General features: G+C 30.1%; 19 protein-coding genes and 1 pseudogene. 8 read left to right on the top strand and 12 right to left on the bottom strand.

What is annotated here, in order from left to right; all coding sequences use genetic code 11:
* Positions 1 to 202 precede the first annotated feature (202 nt).
* A complete protein-coding gene (locus HGI79_RS18935) occupies positions 203 to 1,477 on the top strand; it encodes an FAD-dependent oxidoreductase (RefSeq protein WP_185652243.1) in 1,275 nt (424 codons plus the stop codon).
* Between the two features lie 269 nt (positions 1,478 to 1,746).
* On the opposite strand, the gene HGI79_RS18930 is transcribed toward HGI79_RS18935, so the two are convergent.
* The 3 genes from HGI79_RS18930 to HGI79_RS18920 all read right to left on the bottom strand — a co-directional run bounded on the left by HGI79_RS18930 (position 1,747) and on the right by HGI79_RS18920 (position 5,573).
* Entirely contained in the window at positions 1,747 to 3,459 is a 1,713-nt protein-coding gene (locus tag HGI79_RS18930) for a methyl-accepting chemotaxis protein (protein WP_185652242.1), read from the bottom strand.
* Between the two features lie 701 nt (positions 3,460 to 4,160).
* Positions 4,161 to 5,000, bottom strand: a complete 840-nt coding sequence (locus HGI79_RS18925; RefSeq protein WP_313885235.1) for a PrsW family glutamic-type intramembrane protease — start codon at positions 4,998 to 5,000, stop codon at positions 4,161 to 4,163.
* 297 nt (positions 5,001 to 5,297) lie between these two features.
* On the bottom strand, positions 5,298 to 5,573 hold the full coding sequence (locus HGI79_RS18920) for a hypothetical protein (RefSeq protein WP_185652241.1): 276 nt from the start codon (positions 5,571 to 5,573) through the stop codon (positions 5,298 to 5,300).
* A gap of 195 nt (positions 5,574 to 5,768) precedes the next feature.
* On the opposite strand from HGI79_RS18920, the gene HGI79_RS18915 reads away from it, so the two are divergent.
* Complete coding sequence (locus HGI79_RS18915; protein WP_185652240.1) at positions 5,769 to 6,536, top strand: hypothetical protein; 768 nt, start codon at positions 5,769 to 5,771, stop codon at positions 6,534 to 6,536.
* Positions 6,537 to 6,545: 9 nt separating this feature from the next.
* On the opposite strand, the gene HGI79_RS18910 is transcribed toward HGI79_RS18915, so the two are convergent.
* Complete coding sequence (locus HGI79_RS18910; RefSeq protein WP_185652239.1) at positions 6,546 to 7,412, bottom strand: ATP-binding protein; 867 nt, start codon at positions 7,410 to 7,412, stop codon at positions 6,546 to 6,548.
* A 409-nt stretch (positions 7,413 to 7,821) separates the two neighbouring features.
* Entirely contained in the window at positions 7,822 to 8,427 is a 606-nt protein-coding gene (locus HGI79_RS18905; RefSeq protein WP_241428272.1) for a protein kinase, read from the bottom strand.
* Positions 8,428 to 8,763: 336 nt separating this feature from the next.
* Here HGI79_RS18905 and greA point away from each other — a divergent pair, with 336 nt between their 5' ends.
* Complete coding sequence (gene greA, locus HGI79_RS18900; RefSeq protein ID WP_185652238.1) at positions 8,764 to 9,231, top strand: transcription elongation factor GreA; 468 nt, start codon at positions 8,764 to 8,766, stop codon at positions 9,229 to 9,231.
* Between the two features lie 116 nt (positions 9,232 to 9,347).
* On the opposite strand, the gene HGI79_RS18895 is transcribed toward greA, so the two are convergent.
* The 4 genes and pseudogenes from HGI79_RS18895 to HGI79_RS18880 all read right to left on the bottom strand — a co-directional run.
* Positions 9,348 to 12,239, bottom strand: coding sequence for an EAL domain-containing protein (locus HGI79_RS18895; RefSeq protein WP_185652237.1), 2,892 nt, complete (start codon positions 12,237 to 12,239; stop codon positions 9,348 to 9,350).
* 454 nt (positions 12,240 to 12,693) lie between these two features.
* Positions 12,694 to 14,697, bottom strand: a complete 2,004-nt coding sequence (locus tag HGI79_RS18890; RefSeq protein ID WP_185652236.1) for a methyl-accepting chemotaxis protein — start codon at positions 14,695 to 14,697, stop codon at positions 12,694 to 12,696.
* Positions 14,698 to 14,997: 300 nt separating this feature from the next.
* Positions 14,998 to 15,837: an acetolactate decarboxylase gene (budA, locus tag HGI79_RS18885; protein ID WP_185652235.1), complete on the bottom strand. Its 840-nt coding sequence runs from the start codon at positions 15,835 to 15,837 to the stop codon at positions 14,998 to 15,000.
* A gap of 162 nt (positions 15,838 to 15,999) precedes the next feature.
* Positions 16,000 to 16,838 (bottom strand): annotated as a pseudogene (locus tag HGI79_RS18880) (MFS transporter); the annotation flags it as partial.
* A gap of 159 nt (positions 16,839 to 16,997) precedes the next feature.
* On the opposite strand from HGI79_RS18880, the gene HGI79_RS18875 reads away from it, so the two are divergent.
* The 5 genes from HGI79_RS18875 to HGI79_RS18855 all read left to right on the top strand — a co-directional run bounded on the left by HGI79_RS18875 (position 16,998) and on the right by HGI79_RS18855 (position 20,259).
* Positions 16,998 to 17,696, top strand: a complete 699-nt coding sequence (locus tag HGI79_RS18875; protein WP_185652234.1) for a polysaccharide deacetylase family protein — start codon at positions 16,998 to 17,000, stop codon at positions 17,694 to 17,696.
* Entirely contained in the window at positions 17,693 to 18,214 is a 522-nt protein-coding gene (locus HGI79_RS18870; RefSeq protein WP_185652233.1) for a YkoP family protein, read from the top strand. The genes HGI79_RS18875 and HGI79_RS18870 overlap by 4 nt, the downstream gene beginning before the upstream one ends.
* 506 nt (positions 18,215 to 18,720) lie before the next feature.
* Entirely contained in the window at positions 18,721 to 19,365 is a 645-nt protein-coding gene (locus HGI79_RS18865; RefSeq protein WP_185652232.1) for a Crp/Fnr family transcriptional regulator, read from the top strand.
* Positions 19,365 to 19,787, top strand: a complete 423-nt coding sequence (locus tag HGI79_RS18860; RefSeq protein WP_185652231.1) for a DMT family transporter — start codon at positions 19,365 to 19,367, stop codon at positions 19,785 to 19,787. The genes HGI79_RS18865 and HGI79_RS18860 overlap by 1 nt, the downstream gene beginning before the upstream one ends.
* Before the next feature lie 13 nt (positions 19,788 to 19,800).
* Positions 19,801 to 20,259, top strand: coding sequence for a DMT family transporter (locus tag HGI79_RS18855; RefSeq protein WP_185652230.1), 459 nt, complete (start codon positions 19,801 to 19,803; stop codon positions 20,257 to 20,259).
* Between the two features lie 101 nt (positions 20,260 to 20,360).
* Here HGI79_RS18855 and HGI79_RS18850 read toward each other — a convergent pair whose 3' ends face one another.
* The 3 genes from HGI79_RS18850 to HGI79_RS18840 all read right to left on the bottom strand — a co-directional run.
* Positions 20,361 to 21,917: a histidine kinase N-terminal 7TM domain-containing protein gene (locus tag HGI79_RS18850; protein WP_185652229.1), complete on the bottom strand. Its 1,557-nt coding sequence runs from the start codon at positions 21,915 to 21,917 to the stop codon at positions 20,361 to 20,363.
* 311 nt (positions 21,918 to 22,228) lie between these two features.
* Positions 22,229 to 24,262, bottom strand: coding sequence for a methyl-accepting chemotaxis protein (locus tag HGI79_RS18845; protein ID WP_185652228.1), 2,034 nt, complete (start codon positions 24,260 to 24,262; stop codon positions 22,229 to 22,231).
* Between the two features lie 412 nt (positions 24,263 to 24,674).
* The coding region (locus HGI79_RS18840; RefSeq protein ID WP_185652227.1) for an Ldh family oxidoreductase at positions 24,675 to 25,343 on the bottom strand (669 nt) is incomplete at its 5' end.

The following is a 25,343-nucleotide window of genomic DNA, read 5'->3' as shown; positions in this document are numbered from 1 at the left end:
AAGGTTCTTAGGTTTTCTTAAACACGAACTTTAGACTGATTAAAAGTTTTTAACGTGCTGAAGTTTGTCAACATATTTCGGAGTATAAGTTAAGTTTCCAATGTAGCTCCTTATATCTATTATCTTAAATATCTTCAGTAATATACCACAAAATTTCGCATAAATTATTAATAGCACTCTTTATTGAAAGGATGATATTCTCATGAAAGTTATCATTATAGGTGGTGGTTGGTCAGGTTGTGCTGCAGCTATTACAGCACGAAAAGCGGGGGTCGAAGTGGCTTTATATGAAAAGACAGATTTACTGCTAGGTTTAGGTAATGTTGGTGGAATAATGAGAAACAATGGAAGATATACAGCAGCAGAAGAGCTAATCAACTTAGGGGCTGGAGATTTAATTCATATAACAGATGCTAATACTAGACACAAGGATATAGAATTCCCTGAGCACAAGCACGCATGGTTATATGATGTAAGCAAAATTGAACCAGAGGTTAGAAGATATCTTATAAGTCTTGGTATTGAGGTAAATCTAATTACCAGAGTTACTAATATTGATAAGGATAGTACACGCATAAAAGCTATAAGAATTTTTGATGGAAGTTCTGTAGAAGGAGATGTTTTTATAGATACCACAGGCTCTACAGGCGCTATGGATAACTGTTCTAGATATGGCAATGGATGTGTAATGTGCATCTTAAGATGTCCTACTTTTGGTGCTAGAGTAAGTATTAGTGCTAAAGCAGGAGCTGAAGATTTAAAATCTGAAAGAGAAGATGGAATACTAGGTGCCTTTAGTGGTTCTTGTGAGCTTTCAAAGGACAGCTTATCAGAGGAAATAGTAAGAGAGCTAGAGAAAAAAGGTTCAGTGGTTTTAAAAATACCTAAAGAAGATGTAAATGCTGAAAAATTAAAACTAAAAGTATGTCAACAATATGCTCTTCAAGAGTTTGCAGAAAACCTAGTACTTCTAGATACAGGTCATGTAAAGCTTATGTCTCCTTTCTATCCTGTTGATAAAGTAAGAAAAATATCTGGTCTAGAAAATGTTAGATTTATGGACCCTTATTCTGCAGGGAAAGGTAATTCTATAAGATACCTAGCTGCAGCTCCAAGAACTAACGATATGAAGGTAGTCGGTGTAGATAACTTATTTTGTGGCGGGGAAAAGTCGGGCTTCTTTATAGGTCATACTGAAGCAATTTCAACGGGCTCTCTTGCAGGTCATAATGCTGTGAGATTTCTATTAAATATTCCGCTACTAGTACTCCCTAATAAAACTGCCATTGGAGATATTATAGCTTATGCAAACCATAAACTAACAACACCTGAAGGCAAGAAAGTAAAACACACCTTCTCCGGTGCTGAATATTTCAATAGAATGAAACGCTTAGGTTTATATTCCATAGATAAAGAAGAAATTAAGAATAGAATTGAAAGTTTAGACTTGAAAGACGTATTTAATAAAAAGCTATAAAAAAATAGATACATGCCCCAAATTTAACTTATACTCCGGAATATGATGCCAAACTTCTGCACGTTAAAAACTTTTAATCAGTCTAAAGTTCGTGTTTTAGAAAAGCTTAGTACTTTGATACTGTTTGAGCCTAAGCGAGTTTATCAAAGTTCTTAGCTTTTCTTCTAATTTGAGGCTTAGACTTTCTTAAACTATTGGTCAGTGGCATAATATAGTAATATGCTATGTGGAATAAATTAAATTTAAAAGTTCCGTACCTATATTAATACTTACACTATAAACTTGTCTAACATCAAGTTTAATTTTTCTGCTATAGCAGTTTGGTTTTTTGCTGTAATTTCTACCTGTCTCATTGCTGTAGAGGATTTACTTATGTTATCTCTAATTTCATTTGTGCTTGCAGCTGTTTTTTCCGTGGAAAGTGCAACATTTTGCATTACATTATTAAGTTCATCTATAGTTGCAGAAATTTCTTCTGACATAGCTGCAATATCCTCTGACATTTTGCTTACAAAATTAGAATCTGCTTCATATTTTTCACCGCAGTCCTCTAATAGCTGAAATCCGCCTTCAACATTTGTATTAATAAAAGTTAATATATCCTGAGAGTTATCAGTTAAGTTCTTAAATGCATTCTGAACTCTTGCTGTGACTTCTTGAATACTTTTAACATTTTCTGCTGATTGTTCTGCAAGTTTTCTTATTTCATCTGCAACTACCGCAAAGCCTTTTCCTTGTTCACCAGCTCTTGCAGCCTCAATAGCTGCATTTAAGGCAAGAAGATTTGTTTGTGAAGCTATGTTAGCTATAGAATCTGCCATTACGCTTATTTCGTTAACAACTTTACCTTCTTCTAACGCCCTAGTTATGTTCTCCTGCTTTTCGATGTATAAGTTTCTTGCAGTTTCTCTTGATTCAACTCCCTTTTCTTTTACTGATATGGCTCTTTCTTTAATTAAATTAGCTTCATTATTTCCTTCCATGGACTTGCTAGAAAGTTCACTTAAACTGATGTCAGTTTCTTCTACTGAAGCTGATAGTTCTTGTGTAGTGGAACTTAGTGCTCCTGCATCCTGAACTATGCTATTTGCATGGTTATTCATATTTTCCAAATTTAAAGTTATTTCTTCAACTGTTGCTGTAAGTTCTTCACTTGAAGCTGTTACTTCATTTGACTGCTCAATTATATTTGATATTAAATTTTTCACATTATCAGCAGACTTATTTAAAGCTTTGGCCAATTTTCCAAATTCATCATTACTTTTTAAATCTATAGTATGTGTTAAGTCTCCATTACTAATGGCTTCTGCAAATTCCAGACCTTTTTTAATTGAATTAGCTATATATTTTGATATAAATATAGCAATAAGCACTGCTGCTAATACTGATACTAATACTACTACATTTGTTGTATAGGTAACCTTTTTATACATTACTAAGTTATTATCGTTACTACTTTTAGCCATATCATCATTTCTTTGAATTAATTGATCTAATGAGTTAAACATTTTAATTCTTATTATTGTAACCTCAGATAAAAAGCTTTGTGCTTCCTGGTATTTTTTATCTTGAACTAACTTTATAGTTTCTTCGCGGACTTGTCTGTATTGTTGAAGCTCATTTCTAAAGGTGTTCCATATGTTTCTTGCCTCTGGTGTCAAAGGAAGCTTATCATAGCTGTCCACTAGCTTAGTATTTTCTTGTTCTAGCCTCTCAACTTCATCTATATTCTGCTGTACATTAACAGAATTTTCATTATAAACTAATTCCATCAGTACAGATCTAATACTTAGTAGATTTTCTTTTAAGAGGTGTATTTGGTTCACGCTATTCAGATTATAGCTATACATTTTATCAGCATTGTTGTTTATATGTTTCATATTAACTGAATTCATTACTCCTATAACTACTATTAACAATGCAATGGATAAAAACGCAACCAAAAGTTTTACTCGAATATTCAGATCTTTAATCAGGTTCATGACATTCACTCCTTAATTATAATTTTTAAAATCAGCCTTCTTACATAAATTTTTAAACTAGCTGTTTCTTTTTTCAGTTTTTCCATCAAAATACCTACTATGTGTTTCATAGTAGGTATACTAACTTTTATTTTGTTTCGTTTAATATAAATAATTAATTTAATTATACTTATTTTTATCCAAAATTACAATATATTATTACAATTTCCTATTTTTTTTGACATCCTTTACATATGATATATTACACTACCTCATATTTTAAATTTTTCTGTTCTAAACCACAGAGTCTATGATTATGTTTTTGTAGTCTAACAAATAAGTTTGTATTAATATCCCCTTGTTTTATTACAAACTCTACTAAATTTTCTACAGATGCTAGTGATTCTTCTACAGTTTTGCTTTCGCTATTAGATACCCCTTTATATACTTATCTTTCTTTTTTACTTTCTTACTTATGTGCTATATAATCTACATACTGTTTATCATTATAATAACGCTTATCAATTTGTGCTAAGAGTTCATGTAATTTAAGTTTCACTTTATATTACCATTATAACATTTTTTTCAACTTACCCAATATCTTCTTTTATATTTTTAAAATATATAGCAAAAAGCACTATTAAAGTCACTTATTATTGGCGAACTTAATAGTGTTTTTATTTATTTAAGTTAAAAAATCTTTATAACGTCTTTAAGCTAATCTAAAGGATATCTAATCTTTCCACTTGTCTTTTTGATTCTCGCCAAAGGCCTATAAGGATTATAATTCCTACCGCTCCAACAGCGATTTCACTCAAAGTAACAGCAATACAGGATGGCGTAAATATTGAAACTATAGAAGGCAATCCATCCCAAAACCCATGTAATAAAACTACTGTCACATAAGCTGCTATTACCTTAGTATTAAAGTGTAATCTTTTTGGACTTCTTTCTCTTAAAAGCACTCCTGCTAATATAGCGGTCCAAGTACCATGACCTAATGGAGATAAAATACCTCTTATTAGAGTAATGTAAACAGTGAGTGATAAGCTTCCGCCACTATTTAGAAATGCAGTGAAGGCGTATCCACAACTTTCTAAGGCTGCAAAGCCCATTCCGGCTGCAGCTCCTAAAATAATTCCATCTCTCTGCATTCTATATTGTTCTTTTCTTAGTATAAATAGAACCGCTAAAATCTTAGCAAATTCTTCAATTATGCCTATTTCAATTGCTGTTTCAAAGCTAAAGTTCTGAATAAATATAGGCTCTAATACTGCTGCAGCCAGAGTACCTAAAAAACCTCCAGAAAAAAAGCTCATAGCTGTACTATACATATTTACATGACTTAATTTACGTCTTTCATAGAAAAAAGCTACATAAGTTACTGGTATAAGGAAATTACCTAGTATGACCACAGATGGAAATATATTAGTATTCAAGGTAAACATTAATACAATAATACCCATTATATAAGTTATGGCTCCTATTATTAATAATCTCCACCACTTATAATGCATTCTAACACTATTATTACCTGACTTCATAAAGGCTTGATTTTGCACTTTTTTTCTCCTTCCTGATAGTTTGTATTTTAAGTTTTATATATATGAACTACATGCTTTCTATTATCTTTTCCTTATTCTTAATTAATAATGTAGACTTTATAAAAACAACATAAATAAAGCTAACTCCTATACACTTATAGATAGTTAACTGTAAAACTAAACTTATCTAATTTGCCAACTTAATGATAAATATTGATATTGTAAATATACGTTAGATGCAAAAGTGGCAAATTGACATTATGATAAATTAATCTTTAGAGTTTACTATCTATAATGTATAGGAGTTAACTTTATCTAAACCCCTTCTTTTGTGCTGATTTCCGATATTATAAACCTATCAAAATCTAATTCTTCTACGAAGTTATGTTCATTAAAGATTGTCTTATTTCTTTTATTATATTCTTCTAGATTAGCCGGAAGCCAGTATGGCTTAGGTATATCAAATATGTTACATAACTCTGTTATGCACGCCTTCAAGTTATCCTGATAGGTTCCTTCTATATCTGAAGTTACTACTTCATCTTTTATAGTTTTATTGTTCTTAATTACTCTTCCCCATATTTTTAACATTTTTTCCTCCTGTTTTGCCTTGTTTAAGTTAAAGTTATACAGGCAAAATATTGTAATAGTTTAAATATATTAATGTATGTATTGATACATAGTTTATCATAGACTTTAATATTAATATAGTCCCTCATGAACTAGTATGAATCTAATTACTTTTGTATATGCTAATAGAATACATGATAAAAGGAGAGATTATATATGGCACAAAGAAAGAATTATCCTATAGTTTCAATTTTTGTAGATAACATCGAAAAGGTCTCTAGAGAACATCATAATTCTAAAGAAATAGTTATTGCTGATGCAGCCCTTGCACTTTCTGCTTATTCTAGGATATCGGAGGAAACTAGAGAAAAGAGTTTAGACTTTGCTCATAAACTTATAAGTTACTTTACACCAAATTTACTATACCATCACCACCAAGATGATGTTCCTGTATTCACTGTATATTTGGGAGTAAATGAAGATTTAGTGGATATAAACACTCATGGAGGTTATTATACAAGATTTATTCAAAATATACCCGAACTACAAAATGTTCTAGACGAATTATTACTGGATACACGAGATGATTTAGATATAAATAAACATAACATAGAAGATATTGTAATGGATTTAGAGTCTATTCCTAGAATTGATATAAAAAATAACGCCTATGAAGATCTTCCAAAAGATACAGATGGAGATGACTATAGTTTTGAAGAATTAGAATGGACTTATACTAGAGTAATAAGAACACCTTACAGTGAACTATACTCCTTGTATCTAGGTGAAGAAAATGCTGGAGAAATCCATATTCATATAGGTAAAAGTATAAGTTCAACTATAATAACCACAGTAGATATTACAGAAAAAGAAAAAGCTCAGCTTATGGGCTATGTGCACGAAACTATTTTGGAAGCTTTAGAAGAAGAGTATGAAACAAAATCTACAATTAGATTTTACAGCGAAGCTGAAGAAGACATATGAATATGTCTTCTACTCTTCGTCATAGAAGTCAAGATATGAGTACTTTTTTCCATGCTTCTGCCAGCCTAGAATGGAGTCCATATTTACATTCTGCGCTGCTTGGAATATTGATTTTTCTACGTCAGCAAAGCCCTTTTTAAGTTCCTTTACTAGATCTTTAATCTCATATCGTTTGTTTCCTATCTTTTTAGCGGCTACCATACATGCACAGTTTAACGGCCAAATACCACTATTTTGAGTGAAACGTTGGATATATTGTTCTTCAATGTAGTAAAGAGGTCTTATAAGTTCAAGTCCTTCAAAGTTTGTTGATTTCAATCTTGGAAGCATAGTTTTAAAGTTTCCTGCGTACAATACATTTAACAATGTAGTTTCTATAACATCATTATAATGGTGACCAAGAGCAAGCTTGTTACAGCCTAATTCTTTAGCTCTAGTATATAGAGAACCTCTTCTCATTCTAGCACACATATAGCAGGGATAATCCTTAGCAATTTGGTCTACAACCTCGAATATACCAGATTCAAATATACTAATAGGAATATTTAAATATTCACAGTTACTAATTAATAGCTTTTTAATATCCGGGTGATATCCTGGATCCATTGCAATAAATTCTAGTTCAAAATTTACCTGTCCGTGTTTTTTCAATTCCTGAAACAGCTTAGCCATAAGCATGCTGTCTTTTCCACCAGATACTGCAACGGCAATTTTGTCACCATCTTCTACTAATTTATAATCTTTTATAGCCTTAATAAACTTTGACCATATACGTTTCTTATATCTTTTGGTAATACTACGTTCTATTTCTTCTAGTGGTTTTCTTTCATTAAAAGGTACTAATATGTCACAACCACTTCCTGCAATATCACTCATTTTAACACCTCGCTTTTACGGAAATATTATAACATTGTTGCGACGTTTTGTCTTTAAAAACTACTATACAACTACATGCTAACTTATTCCGCAAATTCATATAAACAGAATTCTTGGCTTTAGGTGGAGTTTTGACTCCTCTGAAGCACGGATAGTCATGGGATAAATACTACATAGTAAAGCCTACCTGTTGTATATCTCTAAAATTAAAAATCTATAAAAAGAAAAAACGCCAACATTTTAGTTAGCGTAAAATCTAAATATTAAATTTACACGATGATTTAATTAAATTATACAGCATTTTTTTGTTTCTATCAACAACTTTTTTACATATATTCAACATTTTTCTTTTTATTCAATTTTGTTACGAATAACTATAATAAAAAAAGGGACTTATTAAAAGATAATATTAATAATATTCTTCTTCCTTTTCCGCTATATAACGTTTCACTTTTTTATTCCATCTCTTATACATCTTTGGATCTTCTTCTTTCACCACAGACATAAAAAACTCAAGTACTCCAAGTTTATACAAGCCTTTAGCCAAATGTCTGGGAAAATCTCTCTTTTTTGAATAGAATTTCTTAGGATCTATCACCATTAAAGATCCATCTGGTTGAACTAAAATATCCTTACATCTTATATCCAGTTTTAAAAACTTTAGTCTTTTAAATTCTCTGAATAAATCTATAATATTTATTACTAACTCTCTACTTAATCCGTATTGTTTTATATAATCTTTAAGTACTATTCCCTCTACATAATCTCTTATCATATAGTTTCCTGCCATGCCATAGACTCGTGGAAAGTGCTTATTGTTGTTTATTTTTTTTAGTATAGCGTATTCTTTTCTACAACTTTCAGCCTCAAAACATATTTTAATCACCTTACCATCCGGCAGCATATAAACTATACCGTTATGACCTTTACCAAGAAATCTATAGTGCAATAAATTGATATCAAAGTTCTTGATATATCGTTCATATATGTCTTTACGCATTTTTACTCCTTTCAAAAATGCTTACCCTATATGTAGAATTTCCTTTTTATTCTATATAATATGATGGCTGTTATGGTTTTGCTACTTATAGATGTAATAACCATGCCCCAAATTTAACTTATGGGTATCTATATAGGCTTGAGCAATTAAAACAAAATAAAGGAATAGCTTTTATACTATTCCTTTACTACCACTCATGTTATATCAAAACCCTATCTCAGCAAAGCTTCACTTTATTTCATTTCTTGATAAGTTTCAATAAGGAATTTTGTTAATATTTTATAAGGAAATTTAATCCAACAAGTGTTATTATAGTACTATAAAAATTTATAATAAGAAGGATGGATAGAATTGCATAATTATCTTACTGAAGAAGCAATAAATAAACTTAAGGAAGAAATTGAACATCGAAAGGTAGTTACGAGGCGTAGAATAAACGAGGATCTTAAAGAAGCACGTGCTCATGGTGATCTAAGCGAAAACTTTGAGTACAAAGCGGCGAAACGTGAAAGAGCTCAGAATGAAAGCAGAATTCGCTACCTTGAAAGGATGATAAAAACAGCTAAAATTATAAAAGATAACACTGCTGAAGATCAGGTTGGTATTGGCAAAGTAGTTACGGTTAGATTTTTAGCTGATGATGAAACTGATGAATTCACAATAGTGACCACCATAGAAGCAGACCCTATGAATAATATGATAAGTATAGAATCTCCTTTAGGCAAGGCTATATATAAACATAGAGTTGGAGAAGAAATTAAGGTGCAATCCCCTGAAGGAGAGTATTCTATTAAAATTGAAAGAATTGTAATTAAATAACTTTTATAGAGCTGGAACTTTTAAATTTAACTTATAGAATAAAAAACTATATCAGTCCTACAAAACCTGATATAGTTTTATAAAAATATTTGATCGAGAAGGCAATAATAATTCATTTATAGCGTGCTTTCAAGCATACTATCAATGTCATTGGGCATCAATGGTTTACTAAATACATATCCTTGTATAATATCACATTGCTTTTTCTTAAGTACTTCTAGCTGCTCTTGTGTTTCCACGCCCTCAGCTACTACCTCTATACCCATTTTATGGGCCACCTGAATTATCCCATCAACTATAGAGTCCTGAGTTGTATTAAAGCAGATATCATCAATAAAGGATTTATCTATTTTTAACGTATTTATAGGAATACTTCTTAAATAATTTAAGGATGAATAGCCTGTTCCAAAGTCATCTAATGCAATTCTAACCCCAAAGTTTCTTAACTCATTAAGAATCTTAACATTTGCTTCTAGAGACTCCATTAATATACTTTCAGTTATTTCAATTTCAACTAATTCTGGTGATATACCAGCTTCTAAAATACATCTCTTAACAGTTTCTACAAAGTCAAGCTCATTAATCTGTATGGAGGAAACGTTAATGGAAATACGAGTAGTTTTAGAATATTTATTTAACCAAGCTATATTTTGAGAACAAGCTGTTCTCATAATCCATTGGCCTATTGATATAATTAGCCCTGTTTTTTCTGCAATAGGTATAAACTCTTTTGGAGATATAAAACCTAATTCATCACTTTTTAGCCTAACTAAAGCTTCTGTTCCTATAACTCTACCTGTTTTTAGTTCTATTTGAGGCTGATATTGTAAATATATTTCATTATTGTTAACTGCAGTCCTTAGAACTTTTTCAACTACCATACTTCTTATTAATCCTTCAGACATATCTGCAGTGTAAAATTGGTATGTATTCTTCCCCTTATCTTTAGCCTTGTACATAGCAGTATCAGAGTTTTTCAAAATGATATTTTTATGCTCACCGTCACAAGGCAGCATAGATATACCTATACTTAATGTTATAAACATTTGTTTCTCATCAAGTTCAAAGCGAGTTTCAAATTCCTTTAATAGATTTCGTACAAAATGCCTAACTTCTTCTTTGTCTGAAACATCTTTCTTAAGAATAAGAAATTCGTCTCCTCCGAATCTACATACCACATCATTAGTATCCACTAAAGAAACTAGCTTATCACTTACGGATTTCAATAATTTGTCGCCAACATCGTGTCCAAGAGAATCATTAACCTTTTTAAAGTCATCTACATCTATAAAAAGTAATGCCGCAGCTTTGTTATTACTTTTCTTACATACTTTTAATTCTTCATCTAGCTGTTGAATAAAGTTAGTTCTATTAGGAAGACCTGTTAAAGGGTCATAATAAGCAAGCTGCTTTATTTTTTCCTGTGCAATTCTTGTTTTTGTTATATCTGACATGGCACCAAAAAATTTTAGTGGTTCTCCATTAGAATCTCTAACCAGCTTTCCCCTATTTAAAATCCATTTAATCTCTCCACTATTGGTAAGTATTTTAAACTCACTTCTATAATATGAATTTTCCATTTTTATATGATGTCGTATATCCTTAAAGAATATTCTTTGATCTTCAGGCAGTAATGCTACCTTTAAAAGTTTTCGAATACTTATATCCTTAATATTATATCCAGTTATATCATAAAATTTATCTGATATAAAGAACTTATATTTATTCATGTCCCATTCCCATATGGCATCATTTATTCCATTAAGTACTTGTATGTATCTTTCTTCACTTAGAGTTAATGCCTCTTGGCTTTGCAGCAGTTCATCATATTGTGCTCTAAGCTCTTCATCCGTGGCTGTTAACTCTTCATATACTGCTGAAAGCTCTTCATAACTTAAATTAAGCTTTTCAATCATAGTATTAAAATTATCAGACAGTTGTCCTAATTCATCATTAGATTCATGTTCACATATAGAATTTAAATCTCCTCTTGCAGCCTTATTCATAGTGCCAATTAGTTTTTCAATAGGATTTGTTATTGACCTTGCTGCATTTATACTAATCTTTATAGATATTAAAATCATAAAAATTGTAATTCCAATTATTATGTACAGTTGATTTCTTGCCACTGCCTTTATTTCATCAATATCTCGGGTAACTGCCAAAGTCCAGTTAACACCTGGTATTATATTAATACCTACAAACCTATCTTTATTATTATAGTTATAGGTATCCATATAAATATCATTTTCTCCTAAATGAATATTTAATTTCCCTAAGTTACTAGCATTCTTTGCCACATCTTTTATTTTTGAATTTTCAACAGGCTTACCAATTTTATTCTTATTCGGATGAGCTAATACTAATCCTTCATTATCTACTATGTAAGCATACCCTGTGCTACCTATTTTAACTTTTGATGTAAAATTTTCAAAATATTCAGCATGAATACTATTTCCAAATACTCCTATGATATTGCCATCTTCGTCCCTAACTGGAGCCGCTATAACAATTACGAGTTTACTATTTACTTCTGAAAGCAGGGTACTGCTAATGGCTAATTGTCCTAAAAGAGCTTTTTTAAAGTATTGCTTGTGCTTAACATTTATACCTTTGCCTTCTGATTCACTATCTGATACAATAATTCCATTTAGATCCACAATAAAAGAATTTTGAAGTTCTATTAAATTTCCTGTTCTGGATCTCAAAAGCTCATCCTCTTTCAAAATCTGTGGTAAACTAAGGAAAGAATCTTTATTGTCTTGCTGTCTGCTTTTTAGAATATTAATAACACTAGCTCTTTGTGTGGATATTTCTACTTCTCTCTTTTGTTGATTAATGAGAGATATTAAAGCATGGCTTTCAACCTTAGTAATTTGTTCTATATTATTTTTACTATTATTAATGAGTGTTGTTGAAGTGTGATAATATATTAAAATGCTTAACAGCATTAATGGTACTGAAACCAAGAAAATTATTATTAAAGGTAGCTTTTTCTTAATCAGCATATGGACCTCCAGTATACTCTTCTTCTAACAATATTTTCATAAGTATATTTGTTAAAAATAAAAGACTTCTACACTCCTATGGAAAAATTCGGGCCATAATCCAAATTTAAGCTCTAGAAAAATGTACAAGTCATGTTTTAAGTATATCATAAAATCTTACAGTTGAATAATGAATTTTTAGATTCTTTAGGATAAATTGGGACTTAATTCTCATATGTTTTGTCTAGGGACCTTAGAGATGGTGCTAGAATGGATAAAAAATAACCACAAATTAAATTTAACTTATACGTAAGTATATATCACCAATGTTGAAGTCACATTTAAATATTTTTTTCAAATTTGAGCTTTAGGCTAATTAAAAATATTTAACGTGACAAAACATGGTAATATATACGGTCGTATAAGTTAAATTTCGGGCATGTATATATATACTTGTGTTGAAGTTAATAATATGTTATTTTTCTACTCTAAAAGTGCTAACAGTATCTGAAAGCTTCTGTGTACTCTGTTTATTTTTGTATACTTTATTAGATATATTTAAATTTTTTCCACTTACCATAGTTATGGATTGAACGATATTCTCTGAAGATTTAGCTACTTTATTGACTGCTAGTGAAACATCTTGTATACCACTTGTTATACTTTTCATGGCCTGAGAGGCTTCTACTAATGTATCTGTATATCTTTGAATTATATTTTCAAAAGTATCTTGATCTCTTTTGTAATCATCACTTACAGATATAATTTTATCAAAAACATCTGTTATCTCTTTACCCATAACTTGGATAACATCATCAGCAGCTTCTGAAAGTTCGTCTACTGATAAAAGTACATTTTCTACAGTTTTTTGAATAAGTCCAACTGTATTTGATGATTCTTCTGCAAGTTTTCTTACCTGATCTGCTACTACAGCAAAACCTTTTCCTTGCTCTCCTGCTCTTGCAGCTTCTATAGCTGCATTTAGTGCTAAGAGGTTTGTCTGTTCAGAAATATCAGAGATTCTTTTAGTCATATCTGAAATTGTTCTAACATCCTTAGATTTTTCTATTGCACTTTGAAGTCTTTCTTTTGTACTAGTATATAGCTCAATACTCTTATTCTTATATGCTATGTTTTTAGATTTTATTTCATTAGCTTTTTCTCTCATTTCTTTTACAACATTCAATGTGTTAACAGAGTCTTCAGTAAGAGTATCCGATTTTTTTTGTACATTTATGGTTTTTTCCATAATATTTTTAACTAGATTAGCAGAATCATCCATATTAGCAGATATTTCTTCGCTAGCTGCAGATATCTCCTGTATGCTGCTGTTAACTTCATTAAACATTTCTTCTGTATCCTTAGTTGCTATAGCTACTACCTTAGCCTCATTTCTTATATTCGCAACTATATTTCTTAAGCTTTCCGAAGCACTATTTATGGATTTCATAACCTGTGCAAATTCATCATTTTCGTTAATTTGTATAGCTTCGCTTAAGTCTTTTTCTTCAAGCTTTTTTGCATATTTACCTATCTTTATAAGAGGTTTCTTTATTTCACGTCCTATCATATAACCAACTATTATACCTATAATAACAAATATAGTTGTAATAATAGTAGTTTCCTTTTTCAACTGATTTATGTAAGTAAGTGCCTGATCTTTGCTCTCTACAATAGCTAAACTCCAATTTTGGGATGGTATGGGTGAATAAGCAATAAAGTTAGTACTTCCTTTGTAATTATATGTAGAACTCTCATTTTTTCCACTTATCATTTTGTTTTCTATATCAACTAACTCTTTAAGATCAGAGTTCTTAGATAAGTTCTTTATATCGTTGTCTGCATTTTTAACTAGTTCGTAGTTTTTGTGAGCCATTTTAGTACCGTCTTTACTTATTATAAATGCATATCCACCATTATTAATTTTGGTATCTTCTATTATTTGATTTATTTTTGAGGCATCAGTAACTCCTGAAAGCACTCCTATAACATTTCCATTGTTATCCTTTATTGGCGAACTCACAACTATAACCATTTTCTTATCTATTCTTCCAAATAATACATCAGAAATATTTGATTGTCCTTGAAGTGCTTTCTTATAAAAATCTCTATCCTTACCATTACTTTTATCTCCAGTAGTACTTATAACATCTCCATTTAAATCTCCAACTTGGAATCTTTCAAAACCTATTCTTTTTGCCTCCGAAATAAGTACAGCTTTTTGAGTTTCCCAATCCATAGTTTTTATATCTGGTCTTTCTGCTATATCTTCTACCCTATTAATATAATTACTTATTTCCTTACTAATAAGTTTAGCTCCGTCATTAGCTCTGTTTTTCAACTGATTATTTATAGAATTCGTTAACATTTTTGATGCATGAAAGAAATAACCTACTCCCATAGTTATACAAACTAATAAGATAAGAAGCATTATTTTAATCATGATTCTCTTACTTATACTATTAATCCTTCCAAACATAATACCACCACCACATTTTAAACTTTCTTCTTTTCTATGCTGTATGTAAATTTACTTTAGATAACGATGTCGGAAATTTAACTTACACGGCCGAATATACCGCCATACTTCGGCACGTTAAAAACTTTCTTTTAATCAGTCAAAAACACTTCACTAAGACTGATAAAAAAGTTTTTAAATTTGCCATAAGTTTTGGCAGCATATTCCTACGTATAAGTTAAATTTAAACTGTGGGTATCTATAACTCTACCAAATATGTATCAGTTAAAAGTAATATACATTAAATGTTTTTAATAATACTTACTTTCCACTTTCAACTTTCTCTACATCCTTATTCTGATTTTTTTCTAGATTTACATTAAGAAACTCTTTATCACTTGGTAAATTCATATTGAATTTATATAGATACTGTATTTCTACTTCCATTTTATCTGCTTTAAAATCTATACCATGTCCACCAAATTTCTTGTCATCAGATAAGAAATGCAGATGGTATCCAGCAACATTTACTCCTTCAACATAGCTAGGACACTTAAATCCAACAACAGTACCACTTACATCATTTTTTTCAAAGAATTGTTGTTGTTTTGAAGCTTCTACAAGTACAGGATATGGTTTATTCTGTTTTGGCACACTTCTTGTTTTTACATAACTAAACTTACCTGAGCTTTTAAATGCAAAGAATATATTTTTTGATGGTAGCTCCTTATCAAGCTTTGCTTGTAAATCTTTCATGTCTTTAACATCAGTGAGTGTCACTTTTTTATCGGCTTTGAAGAATACCACATCATTAAAAGGTGTTTTTTGTGAGTCCTCTACTTCTTTTACTTCTCCTGTGGATTTAACCTGATATACTTTACTATCTAAAAGTATCATTTCTCCATCTAATTCATTAAAGGTTCCTAATCCAAAGTCCCCATGTTCTTTTATATCTTTTATTGTAGTTTCACCATCGTATACTCCTTGCATAAGTGAGTGAATAGTAGCTGATTGATAAAGTACACCTGGTTCTTTTGTGCTTGCTACAGTAGAATTTGCTGAATTATTTTGTGCATTAGTTGTCACACTGTTGGATGCACTACACCCACTTAAATATGCAACCATTAAAGCTGATAGCACAATCGATACTGTTTTTTTCATAATTGATTCCCCCTTAAATTTAAAAATAAAATAAAATAAAAAATTGTATATTTTTTGGTTTTCTATATACAAAATTAACATAATTTTCATTGTATGTAAATAGCATTTTAATAATATATATAATTACATTTAATCTATTATAATACTTGTTATGACAATTATTACATAATAAACTGTGTTTAATCTATTACGTGCCTCAGGGTTTAAGGCATATATTCTAGCTTGGTTAGAAATCTGTGCTGATTGTACTCCAAGATCCAGTAGAATAACACCAATAATTAATCCCCACATTTTAAAACCAAAGCTCCTGTAACACCAATTAGTCCAAATAATCCTGCAGTTTCAGTTCCTAAATGATAGGTAGGGCTTTCTAGTAAAAATACTAGGGATGTCCAAAATACACTGAAGGTTGCAAACATCATTGTTCCAATAATAGAGGCTTCTCTTAGAACCTTCTCATTTTTTAATAAAGGCCATAAGGAACCTATTAATTCTCTATATTTTATTTTTGAAGCTGCATGACTAATAGGTAGTACTTTAAGTAATATTGCTAACACTAGCATCATAACTGCTGCAATACTATATACTGTTCTCCATCCAAAGGCCGCTCCTATAATACCACTAAAGGTTCTGGATACTAGTATTCCTATAAGCAACCCACTCATAACAGTTCCAATTATTTTACCTCTTTCCCCTGATTTCGCAAGTTGTGCCGCAAAAGGAACAATAAGTTGCGGAACTACAGAAGCAAAACCAATAGCAAAGGAAGCTATAAAAAGTACCATAACGTTGAAGGATACCGCCATTATTATAAGTGCTCCAAAGGTTAAATATAACATTAATATAATTAGTGAACGACGCTCTCTTATATCACCTAAGGGTAGAAAGAAGAACATGCCTAGAGCATAGCCTATTTGAGTAAGCATAGCTGCAGCCATAATTAGTACTAAAGAATTATTAAGTACAAAGTCTTTTTGTTCAAGTTTGTTGTCTTTTAGCATATTTTCATTCCTCTTTCATATAGGGTTCCACCCTAGAATCCAAACATATTGTCACTAATTATATTGTATAACATATATTTATAATAGTACAAGTTATACCCTTAGTAATAACTCTTAACTGTAATTAATAACATTAATATATATGAATAGGAAAGGTAGATGAGTGAAATGTATTGGTATATACTGGTCTTTACCCTAGTATATATGGTCTTTCCAAGCTTATACTACAGATACTTTTCTAGAAAGGTATTAAAACATGTTTCATGTACTAACAATAATATTTCTCTAACCTTTGATGACGGACCTGATCCTAGATATACTCCTAAACTTCTTGATTTACTCAAGGAAAATAATGTAAAATGCACTTTTTTTGTACTTGCAAAAAATGCTGAGAGATATCCTGAACTGATAACACGAATGTATGATGAAGGCCATTGTATTGGACTTCACTCCTTCAAGCATACTAATCCTATATTTACACTTCCTTATCATACAAAAAAGGACTTTTATAAATCTATAGATATTATGAACAAACTTAGAATAAAGGTAACTCTCTTTAGACCTCCTTGGGGGTTATTCAACATACTGACATTTTATTATGCTGCACATAATAAACTTAAAGTTATTCTTTGGTCTATACATGTTATGGATTGGAGTAGATGGGTTTCTGTAGACTATATAAAACTACGACTTCTAAGCAAAGTAAAACCTGGTCATATTATACTTCTGCATGATGGCAGAGGATCAAAAAATGCTCCTGAGAAAACTATAAAAGCTTTAGAAATTACATTACCTGAACTAAAACAAAAGGGGTATAATTTTATTTTATTAAAAGATATATTGAAGGAGGAGTTATGAAAAAACTTGCAGTTTTTTTTCTAGAAAGATTTGATAAGTTTGTGGTAAGATGTGCTGGTTGGAGTCATATACCTAATTCTAAGACTAACTTTTTTTATTTAACTCCACACATATATAAGGGTAAGACTATTAAACTAAAAGACGGTACCTTCATACGTAAGGGCGACTGGGTAGCTGAACTCCATATTGATAACATAAGTATAAAAACTCTTAATGTATCATATCAAGGTATATTAAAACTGTTTAGAGAAGAACTAATAACCTTAAAGCAAAGTTTCAACGCAGAGCCTTATTCAAAAGTTAAAGCAATACATGGAATTTCTGTATTTTATAATATCGCTAGAAGACAGGGCTTTACCATAATAGATGTGGATAATATTTTTAAACGAGTATTTGAATCTATATGGGAGAATATACTTAGGTTATTATTAAAAAAGTACAATAAAAAGACAAGAAAAAAATTTGTGGGTTCAAAGGAATGCTGGATATCAAAAGATCAGATAATGATCATGAATTAAAATAGTCAATAAAAACAGTAGAAACTTTAATTCGTTTGTATTGTTTTTATTTTTTCTTACTTCTTACACTATAATTATCATATATTTTAGATTAATGTAGGGTTCTAAGCTCAGAACTTCGTCTACACCCCGGGATATCTTACCAGTTCTTCGGCACCATAAATACCTTTTTATGAGTCTAAAGCTCAAATTTAAGCAGAGAGCCAAAATCTATGATTTTGTGCGAATCGCTTACTCCTCTGACCAAAGGAAGAGGAGTTTCATAATAATATAAAAGAACCTAGATAAACTCGCTTCGCTCAAGCATATCTAGGTTCTAAGTTTTTTCTCAAATCCTCGCTAAGACTCATTAAAAAAGTATTTAAATGTGCCTTCAGAACTGGTAACATATCCCTAGGATTAAACAAAGTTAAGAGTTTGGAACCCTATAAATATTTTTAGAGACAAGTGTCCTTTAAATGAAGCTAAATATAATGTATTATCTTCTATGGGAGTGATATTATAATATGAATCCAAAGATTTTAGATTTAATTGATAATTGTCCAAATGAAATAAAGGAACATATTATCACAAAAAAATTTGAAAAAAATACAAAAATAATTGAACAAGGCTTTGAAGTTAAATACTTATATATATTGCTTAACGGCAGTAATAAAATATATAGAACTTCTGAATCAGGAGCAAGCTATCTGCAAATTATTGTTGAACCTGAAGAAATCTACGGTGAAATCGAAGTTTTAAATAATAAGTTATCTACTTGTACCGTTGAAGCTTTAACTGATTGTGAAGTATTAATGTTGTCTAAAGAAATATACAGAAAATGGCTTCAGATAGACACAGACTTTTCAATGTTTATCATAGATAAGCTTAGTAATAAACTTTATTTGAAAATAATAAAAGCCTCTAATGACATATTTTATAGCTTAGAATATAAGTTTATAAGTTTAATTCTAAGTTTATACTATAGAAAGAACTCTACTAAAATATATATATCTAAAAATTTAATGGCTGAAGAACTCACTGCTTCAATTAGAAGTATTAACAGGATAATCCATAAATTAAAGCAAAAAAATATCCTTATGTATTGTAATGGACAAATTTTAATTTTAGACATAGAAAAACTTAAGCAGGAGAAGGAGCTGTTGCATTAATGAACATAATATTAGCGGTGTTATCTGGAATCTTTTTATCTGTAATGATTACTTTAAACGGATTACTTAATAAATCTTTAGATGTTTTTCAAGTTAGCTTTATTGTACATGCGATTGGTATGATCTTACTAGTTTTATATATTAAAATGGCAGAAAAACAAAATATAAAAATTTTAGGAGGTTCACCTATTTTATACTCTGCAGGTATATTAGGTGTATTTCTAGTTTCTGTTAACAGTTTTACTTTTAACATAATTGGAGCTACTTTAACTACTGCATTGTCATTAGCAGGTCAAATTATAGCTTCCGCATTAATAGATCATTTTGGATTTTTCGACATTAAGAAAGTTCACTTTAAAATATTAAGACTGCCTGGTTTTATTATAATTTGTATTGGTTTATTTCTATTAATAAAAAACTAAGGAGATTACGTATATGGTTGTAGGATTATTATTGTCATTTATAAGCGGGTGCGTGTCAATTATATCGAAATTAGTTAACTTTAAGTTGACTAAAAAAATTGGCTTACTTAACGGTACATTAGTAAACTACATAGTTGCTTCACTTATATCATTAATAGCTATTTTAGCATTAGGCAGCTATAACTTTATTGGTTTAAAAATTCCAAACACTGTTCCACTATGGATATACAGTGGAGGTATTTTTGGATTAATATCATTATTATTAGGTATTATTGTACTTCCTAGAATACCCTTAGTATATTCCACAATTTTGATTATATTAGGTCAACTGGGTACAAGCTTTATAATTGATGTGTTAATAAATAAAAAATTTTCCACAGTAAAACTAATAGGTGTTATCTTAGTTTTACTCGGAGTTATTATAGATAAACTGGCTATAAATTACATAAATGAAAAAAGACAATTACATTAGAACAAAAATAGGTTCACTATGAACCCATTTTTTGTTTTTATAGGGCCTCAGATTTGAAATTTAACTTATATGGATTAAAAGGATTTATCAACATGTTTTCTTTACTCCTCACAGTATAAAACTACTTTATTCCTTCCCTCCAATTTAGATCTATACAATGCCCTATCTGCTTTAATTATTAAATCCGACAAGTTCTCATGAGTTATAGAGTTAACGCCGTATACTCCGAAGCTGGCTGTAACATTAATATTAATATTTTGATCTATGTAGTGACTATCATATATTGCTTTCCTTAATTTTTCAGCAACTTCTACAGCATTATCACTTTTAGTTTTGGGTAAAAAAATTGCAAATTCTTCTCCACCGTATCTTGCTATAATGTGATTTTTATCAATGTTATCTTTTAAGATTCTTGCAACGTTTTTTAATACTAAATCTCCAATATGGTGACCATGGGTATCGTTAACTTTCTTAAAATAATCAATGTCCAATATTATAACTGATACAGGTTTATTATTTGCTTTAGCTATATCTATTTCAATACTACATATTTCTGAAAAATGTCTTCTATTATATATGCCCGTTAGTTCATCTATTGATGCTAATTTATTTAGCCGTATCATCAATTCTCTTTGCTCAGTTATATCACTTAATACAAGAATTTTACCTAGTTTACTGTTGCCTTTATCATAAATTATTGATATTGAAAGTTTATAATATTTTTCATCTTCTAAACGCCTAATACATTGTTCACTGTCATTGTTTTCATCATATTTCAATGCATTTAACAACTCTGGGTAATTTTTTAAAATATCTTCAATTTTATTTTGTCCACTATTCAAATAATTTAACTCTTCAATAATAATTTTAGCTGAGTTATTAAAATTAACAACATTATTTTCATTATCTAGTATGACAACTCCATCTTTCATAGAATGGAATACCTTTTCTAAAGCAATTGGTGTAAGTTTAAGTAGATTAAACTTGAATATACCTAATGCATAGACTAATCCAGTGATGGCAAAACCGAAAGGCTCCAAATCAATACTAGAGGAAAAATACTCAAGTAAGTATACTATATTCAAAACCCACGGGGCCACTGCTCCTAAAATCATCAATATTATTTGTTTTTTAATTAAAAGTGTTGATCGGACAAACATTCTAAAGTAAAGTGCTATACCAACAACTAAATTCAAATATGAATATATTATGTGGACCCAATAAGCCGGACCTTTTGCTAATTTTGCAGTTATAAAATATGGATTATAGTTAATAGAAATGTCTTTATAAAATAAGTGGTGGATATCATTTGTATAGTGGAATATAAATGTTAGTACTGGGATGATAAACAAAATGATGCATATAGACTTATTTAAGTACGCTTCATATCCCGTATACATAACAACGAATATTAACCAAATTGTACAAATAAAAGGTATTCCTATATATTCAAATTTCAACCAAAACTTTATTTGTTCAATATTAGTAGCCATAATCTCAAAAGCATATCCAAAGCTATAAAAAGAAGAAGCAATAATAGCTAATGAACAGATTCTAGCTATACTAGTTTTTAGCTTATTCAATAAAAAATATAAAATTATTAGCATTATTAGTGTTGCAATAATTAATACAAAGCTAAAATACAAGTTAACTCCCATTGTCTGCCCCTTCCAATGAACTATTTTTATCTCTCACATAATTACTTTATCGTAAATATAAAATTATTATTAATAGAAATACCAATATACATTTTATCTTTACAGCTATATAAAAAATATATGAATTATTATTTATTATATACCCTTGGTCATACTTTACCCTATAATTTTAATAAGCATTTTTGATTACATGCTCTTTATATTAACTGTTAAAAACTCCATTTAGTTAAGTAAAATTTATAACTAAATAGAGTCTTTAAGCCATTAGCATGAACCAGGTTATGTTCAATCATGTATGATTAATTTTTACTTTATATTCTGAACTTAGATATTAATTCCTTTAACTTTTCAGCACTATTAATACTATTTGAGGAGCTTTCCCTTATGTCATTTAACTTAGATACTATGTTATCCGCTTTGCAAGATATACTAGAAACTCCTTCAGCTCCATCATTAATAGTCTGGGCTGACTCACTTATGGCATTTACAATACCATTTATAGATGTATTTAATTCCTCAGAAGTTGCACTAAATTCCTGCATAACAATTCTAAAACTTTCAGCATCTTTATAATATTGTTTACCTGTTTTTATAAACCTGTCATAATCTGTTTTTACATCCTCATCCACAAAGCTCAGTAGCTTAATTGAACTATTAGATAGGTTGTCTACAGAGGATATAACCTTTTGAATAGTACTTTGAATATTAGCTGCAATACCAGCGGACTCCTCTGCAAGCTTCCTAACCTCATCAGCCACTACAGTAAAGCCCTTACCAGCTTCACCTGCTCTTGCTGCTTCAATAGCAGCGTTAAGCGCTAGTAGGTTAGTTTGAGATGCAATTTGTAAAATTGCTTCAGCCAGGTTATTAATTTCATATACAGCAGTAGCATGTTCAATAGCTTCTTCCAATTCATTCTTTACATTTATATATATGTTCTCTGCATTTTCTTTTGAGCTTACTGCAGACTTCATTAGTTCATCAGCTCTTTCTAATGTGTTTACAGAATCATTAGAAATATTTTCTGAAGTTTCCGCAATGTTTTTTACTGCATTCTCCATTTCAGCAGCTGATGCTGATATCTCTTCTGAGGTTGCAGCAGTTTCTTCCATTCCAGCTGATAAACTTTCTGTTTCCTTATAAGTTTCATCAACATACTGTTTAAGTTTTTCTGTAAGATTGTCCACATTTAATGCATTATCATTTATATTATGGGAAATGTCTATAATATGATTTAGCACTTCACGTAAAGCATTTCTCATATTCACCGTAGAACTAAAAATATAACCTACTTCGTCCTTGTATTTAAAATACTTTTCATATGCTTTATCATATGTTAAGTCTAATTTTGATGTTCTATTTACCAAATTTGCCACATCAATAATAGGATCTGTTATTCTCTTTGAGAAGAATATACCAACAATAATACAAATAATTAAAACACCTATATTTATTATGACTATAATAGTTGTCATGTTAGTTATAGATTTTTGCACATCTGCTTTATCAGCTGTTAATACCACTATCCATTTTGTTTTAGGTATAATATTATAAGATGCTAGCTTGGCGTGACCTAAATAATCATAATTTATTTCTCCTGGTTTTATATCTTGTCCAGCATTTATTTTATTTACAAGTTCTTTTACACTTGAATTCTCAACAGGTTTACCTATTTTATTTTTATTAGGATGGTATACAATATTACCTGACTTATCCACTAGATATGAATAACTAGAACCATACTTTCCTATATTTGTTTCCTTAAGATATTTAGAAATACCATCACAATAAACTGAAGTGGCGGCATAACCAATAACGGTATTATTGTCTAGTATAGGACTGGCAAATACCACTATCTGCTTTTCAGTGGCTTTTGACAAAAGTACTTCACTAATAGCTTCTACTCCACTTAAAGCATCTTTAGTATATTGTCTCTGTGAAGCATCTATCCCAATGTTTTTTTCATCACTATCAGAAATTATTGCTCCATTTGTATCCACAATAAAAGAATGTTCATAGTAATTTGTATTTTTCACATAATTAGCTAGCCATTGATTATTTTGGCTAACAAGTTGCTTATATTCATCTGAGTTACTATTTTCCTGACCTTTTTTTAATAGCTCATAAGCTAACTTATTATTTGATATTGTTCTTGCCTGAGCCTGTTCCTTTTCTATTAATGCTGACATTGTTTCCATTGAGCTTTTATTGACAGATACTATAGATTCTCTGCTTTCCTTAAGTACGATATCAGATGATTGAAAATATGCAAACAAGCCTGTTATTAATACAGACAAAGTTAACAATATACTTATAAGAATTGGAATTTTCTTCTTAATTGACATAATACCCCCCCACCTTTTAACACTATAATTAATTCATTAAATTCCAAATACCCTAAGAGCTATGTATACTTTTTAAACACTACAATTCCATTTATGATTTTAAGTTTAACACTTTGATATAACATAAAATAGATAGGAGAATTACTAAAATAAAACCTATACATAAATGATTATTTACTTTTCTTAATTATATGTAAATCATTATACATTGTCAACTTATGTATATATATGTAATTAATTCCGCTTAACATTATAGTATATATACCTATATTCATAAGTATATAGAAAAACTAAAGATATGTATATGAGAAAACAATACTTTTACACTGATAGGTAAACCTGTAAGTCATAAAGCTAAAAATACTCCTTTTAAAATAGGGCTAAATAGTCTATTTTAAAGGGAGTTAATATGTTATATGGGCTTTATATGGTTTGACATTTCTATACCGACATACTGGCATACATCCTTTATCTCTTTTATTGTATTTTCATTTACAGGTATGCCTTTTTCTATTCTGTCTTGGTATGCTTCAATTTCTTTTTCACCATGAGTATATATTCTAGCCGCACCTTCTGCTTTGCTGGATTCTCTAAGTTCCTGTAAATATTTAGACATGTTATCTTCAATGGTTTTTTTATCACCAAATATGCCATAATCTATTGCAAAGAATGAATGACAAGTTCCTCCAACATTATTTCTATGAGTATGATTCCCGGTCATTCCTCCAGAAAAGATTGCTGTAAACATTTCAACTGCTAGTGCTAAACCATACCCCTTATGACCTCCTAATTGTTCTGTGGACCCACCTAATGGAACTATTCCTCCACCAAGTTTGTTAGGTATATTATATAATACTTCTTTAGCATTATTTGTATAATTACCTTTGCTATCTAGCGCCCAACCCAAAGGAAGTGGCTTCTCCTGTTTATTATAAACTTCAAGCTTTCCTCTTGTTACAACGCTTGTTGACATATCTAGAAGAAATGGGTAGGGTTTAGCTGGCATTGCTATAGCAATTGGGTTACTTCCCAGCATAGCTTCCTTACCAAAGGTAGGTACTATAATTGCCTCTGAGTTGGT

It is taken from the genome of Clostridium sp. DJ247, from assembly GCF_014231265.1.
Note: the sequence above shows the minus strand (reverse complement) of the source record. Positions and strands in the feature narration are given on the sequence as shown.

What these genes read in the sequence shown, in the direction of transcription:
- HGI79_RS18845 (WP_185652228.1), bottom strand. Translation starts at nt 24,262, where the DNA reads ATGTCAATTAAGAAGAAAATTCCAATTCTTATAAGTATATTGTTAACT.
- HGI79_RS18930 (WP_185652242.1), bottom strand. Translation starts at nt 3,459, where the DNA reads ATGAACCTGATTAAAGATCTGAATATTCGAGTAAAACTTTTGGTTGCG.
- HGI79_RS18910 (WP_185652239.1), bottom strand. Translation starts at nt 7,412, where the DNA reads ATGAGTGATATTGCAGGAAGTGGTTGTGACATATTAGTACCTTTTAAT.
- budA (WP_185652235.1), bottom strand. Translation starts at nt 15,837, where the DNA reads ATGAAAAAAACAGTATCGATTGTGCTATCAGCTTTAATGGTTGCATAT.
- HGI79_RS18860 (WP_185652231.1), top strand. Translation starts at nt 19,365, where the DNA reads ATGAACATAATATTAGCGGTGTTATCTGGAATCTTTTTATCTGTAATG.
- HGI79_RS18935 (WP_185652243.1), top strand. Translation starts at nt 203, where the DNA reads ATGAAAGTTATCATTATAGGTGGTGGTTGGTCAGGTTGTGCTGCAGCT.
- HGI79_RS18865 (WP_185652232.1), top strand. Translation starts at nt 18,721, where the DNA reads ATGAATCCAAAGATTTTAGATTTAATTGATAATTGTCCAAATGAAATA.
- HGI79_RS18875 (WP_185652234.1), top strand. Translation starts at nt 16,998, where the DNA reads ATGAGTGAAATGTATTGGTATATACTGGTCTTTACCCTAGTATATATG.
- HGI79_RS18850 (WP_185652229.1), bottom strand. Translation starts at nt 21,917, where the DNA reads ATGGGAGTTAACTTGTATTTTAGCTTTGTATTAATTATTGCAACACTA.
- HGI79_RS18915 (WP_185652240.1), top strand. Translation starts at nt 5,769, where the DNA reads ATGGCACAAAGAAAGAATTATCCTATAGTTTCAATTTTTGTAGATAAC.
- HGI79_RS18870 (WP_185652233.1), top strand. Translation starts at nt 17,693, where the DNA reads ATGAAAAAACTTGCAGTTTTTTTTCTAGAAAGATTTGATAAGTTTGTG.
- HGI79_RS18895 (WP_185652237.1), bottom strand. Translation starts at nt 12,239, where the DNA reads ATGCTGATTAAGAAAAAGCTACCTTTAATAATAATTTTCTTGGTTTCA.
- HGI79_RS18855 (WP_185652230.1), top strand. Translation starts at nt 19,801, where the DNA reads ATGGTTGTAGGATTATTATTGTCATTTATAAGCGGGTGCGTGTCAATT.
- HGI79_RS18920 (WP_185652241.1), bottom strand. Translation starts at nt 5,573, where the DNA reads ATGTTAAAAATATGGGGAAGAGTAATTAAGAACAATAAAACTATAAAA.
- HGI79_RS18890 (WP_185652236.1), bottom strand. Translation starts at nt 14,697, where the DNA reads ATGTTTGGAAGGATTAATAGTATAAGTAAGAGAATCATGATTAAAATA.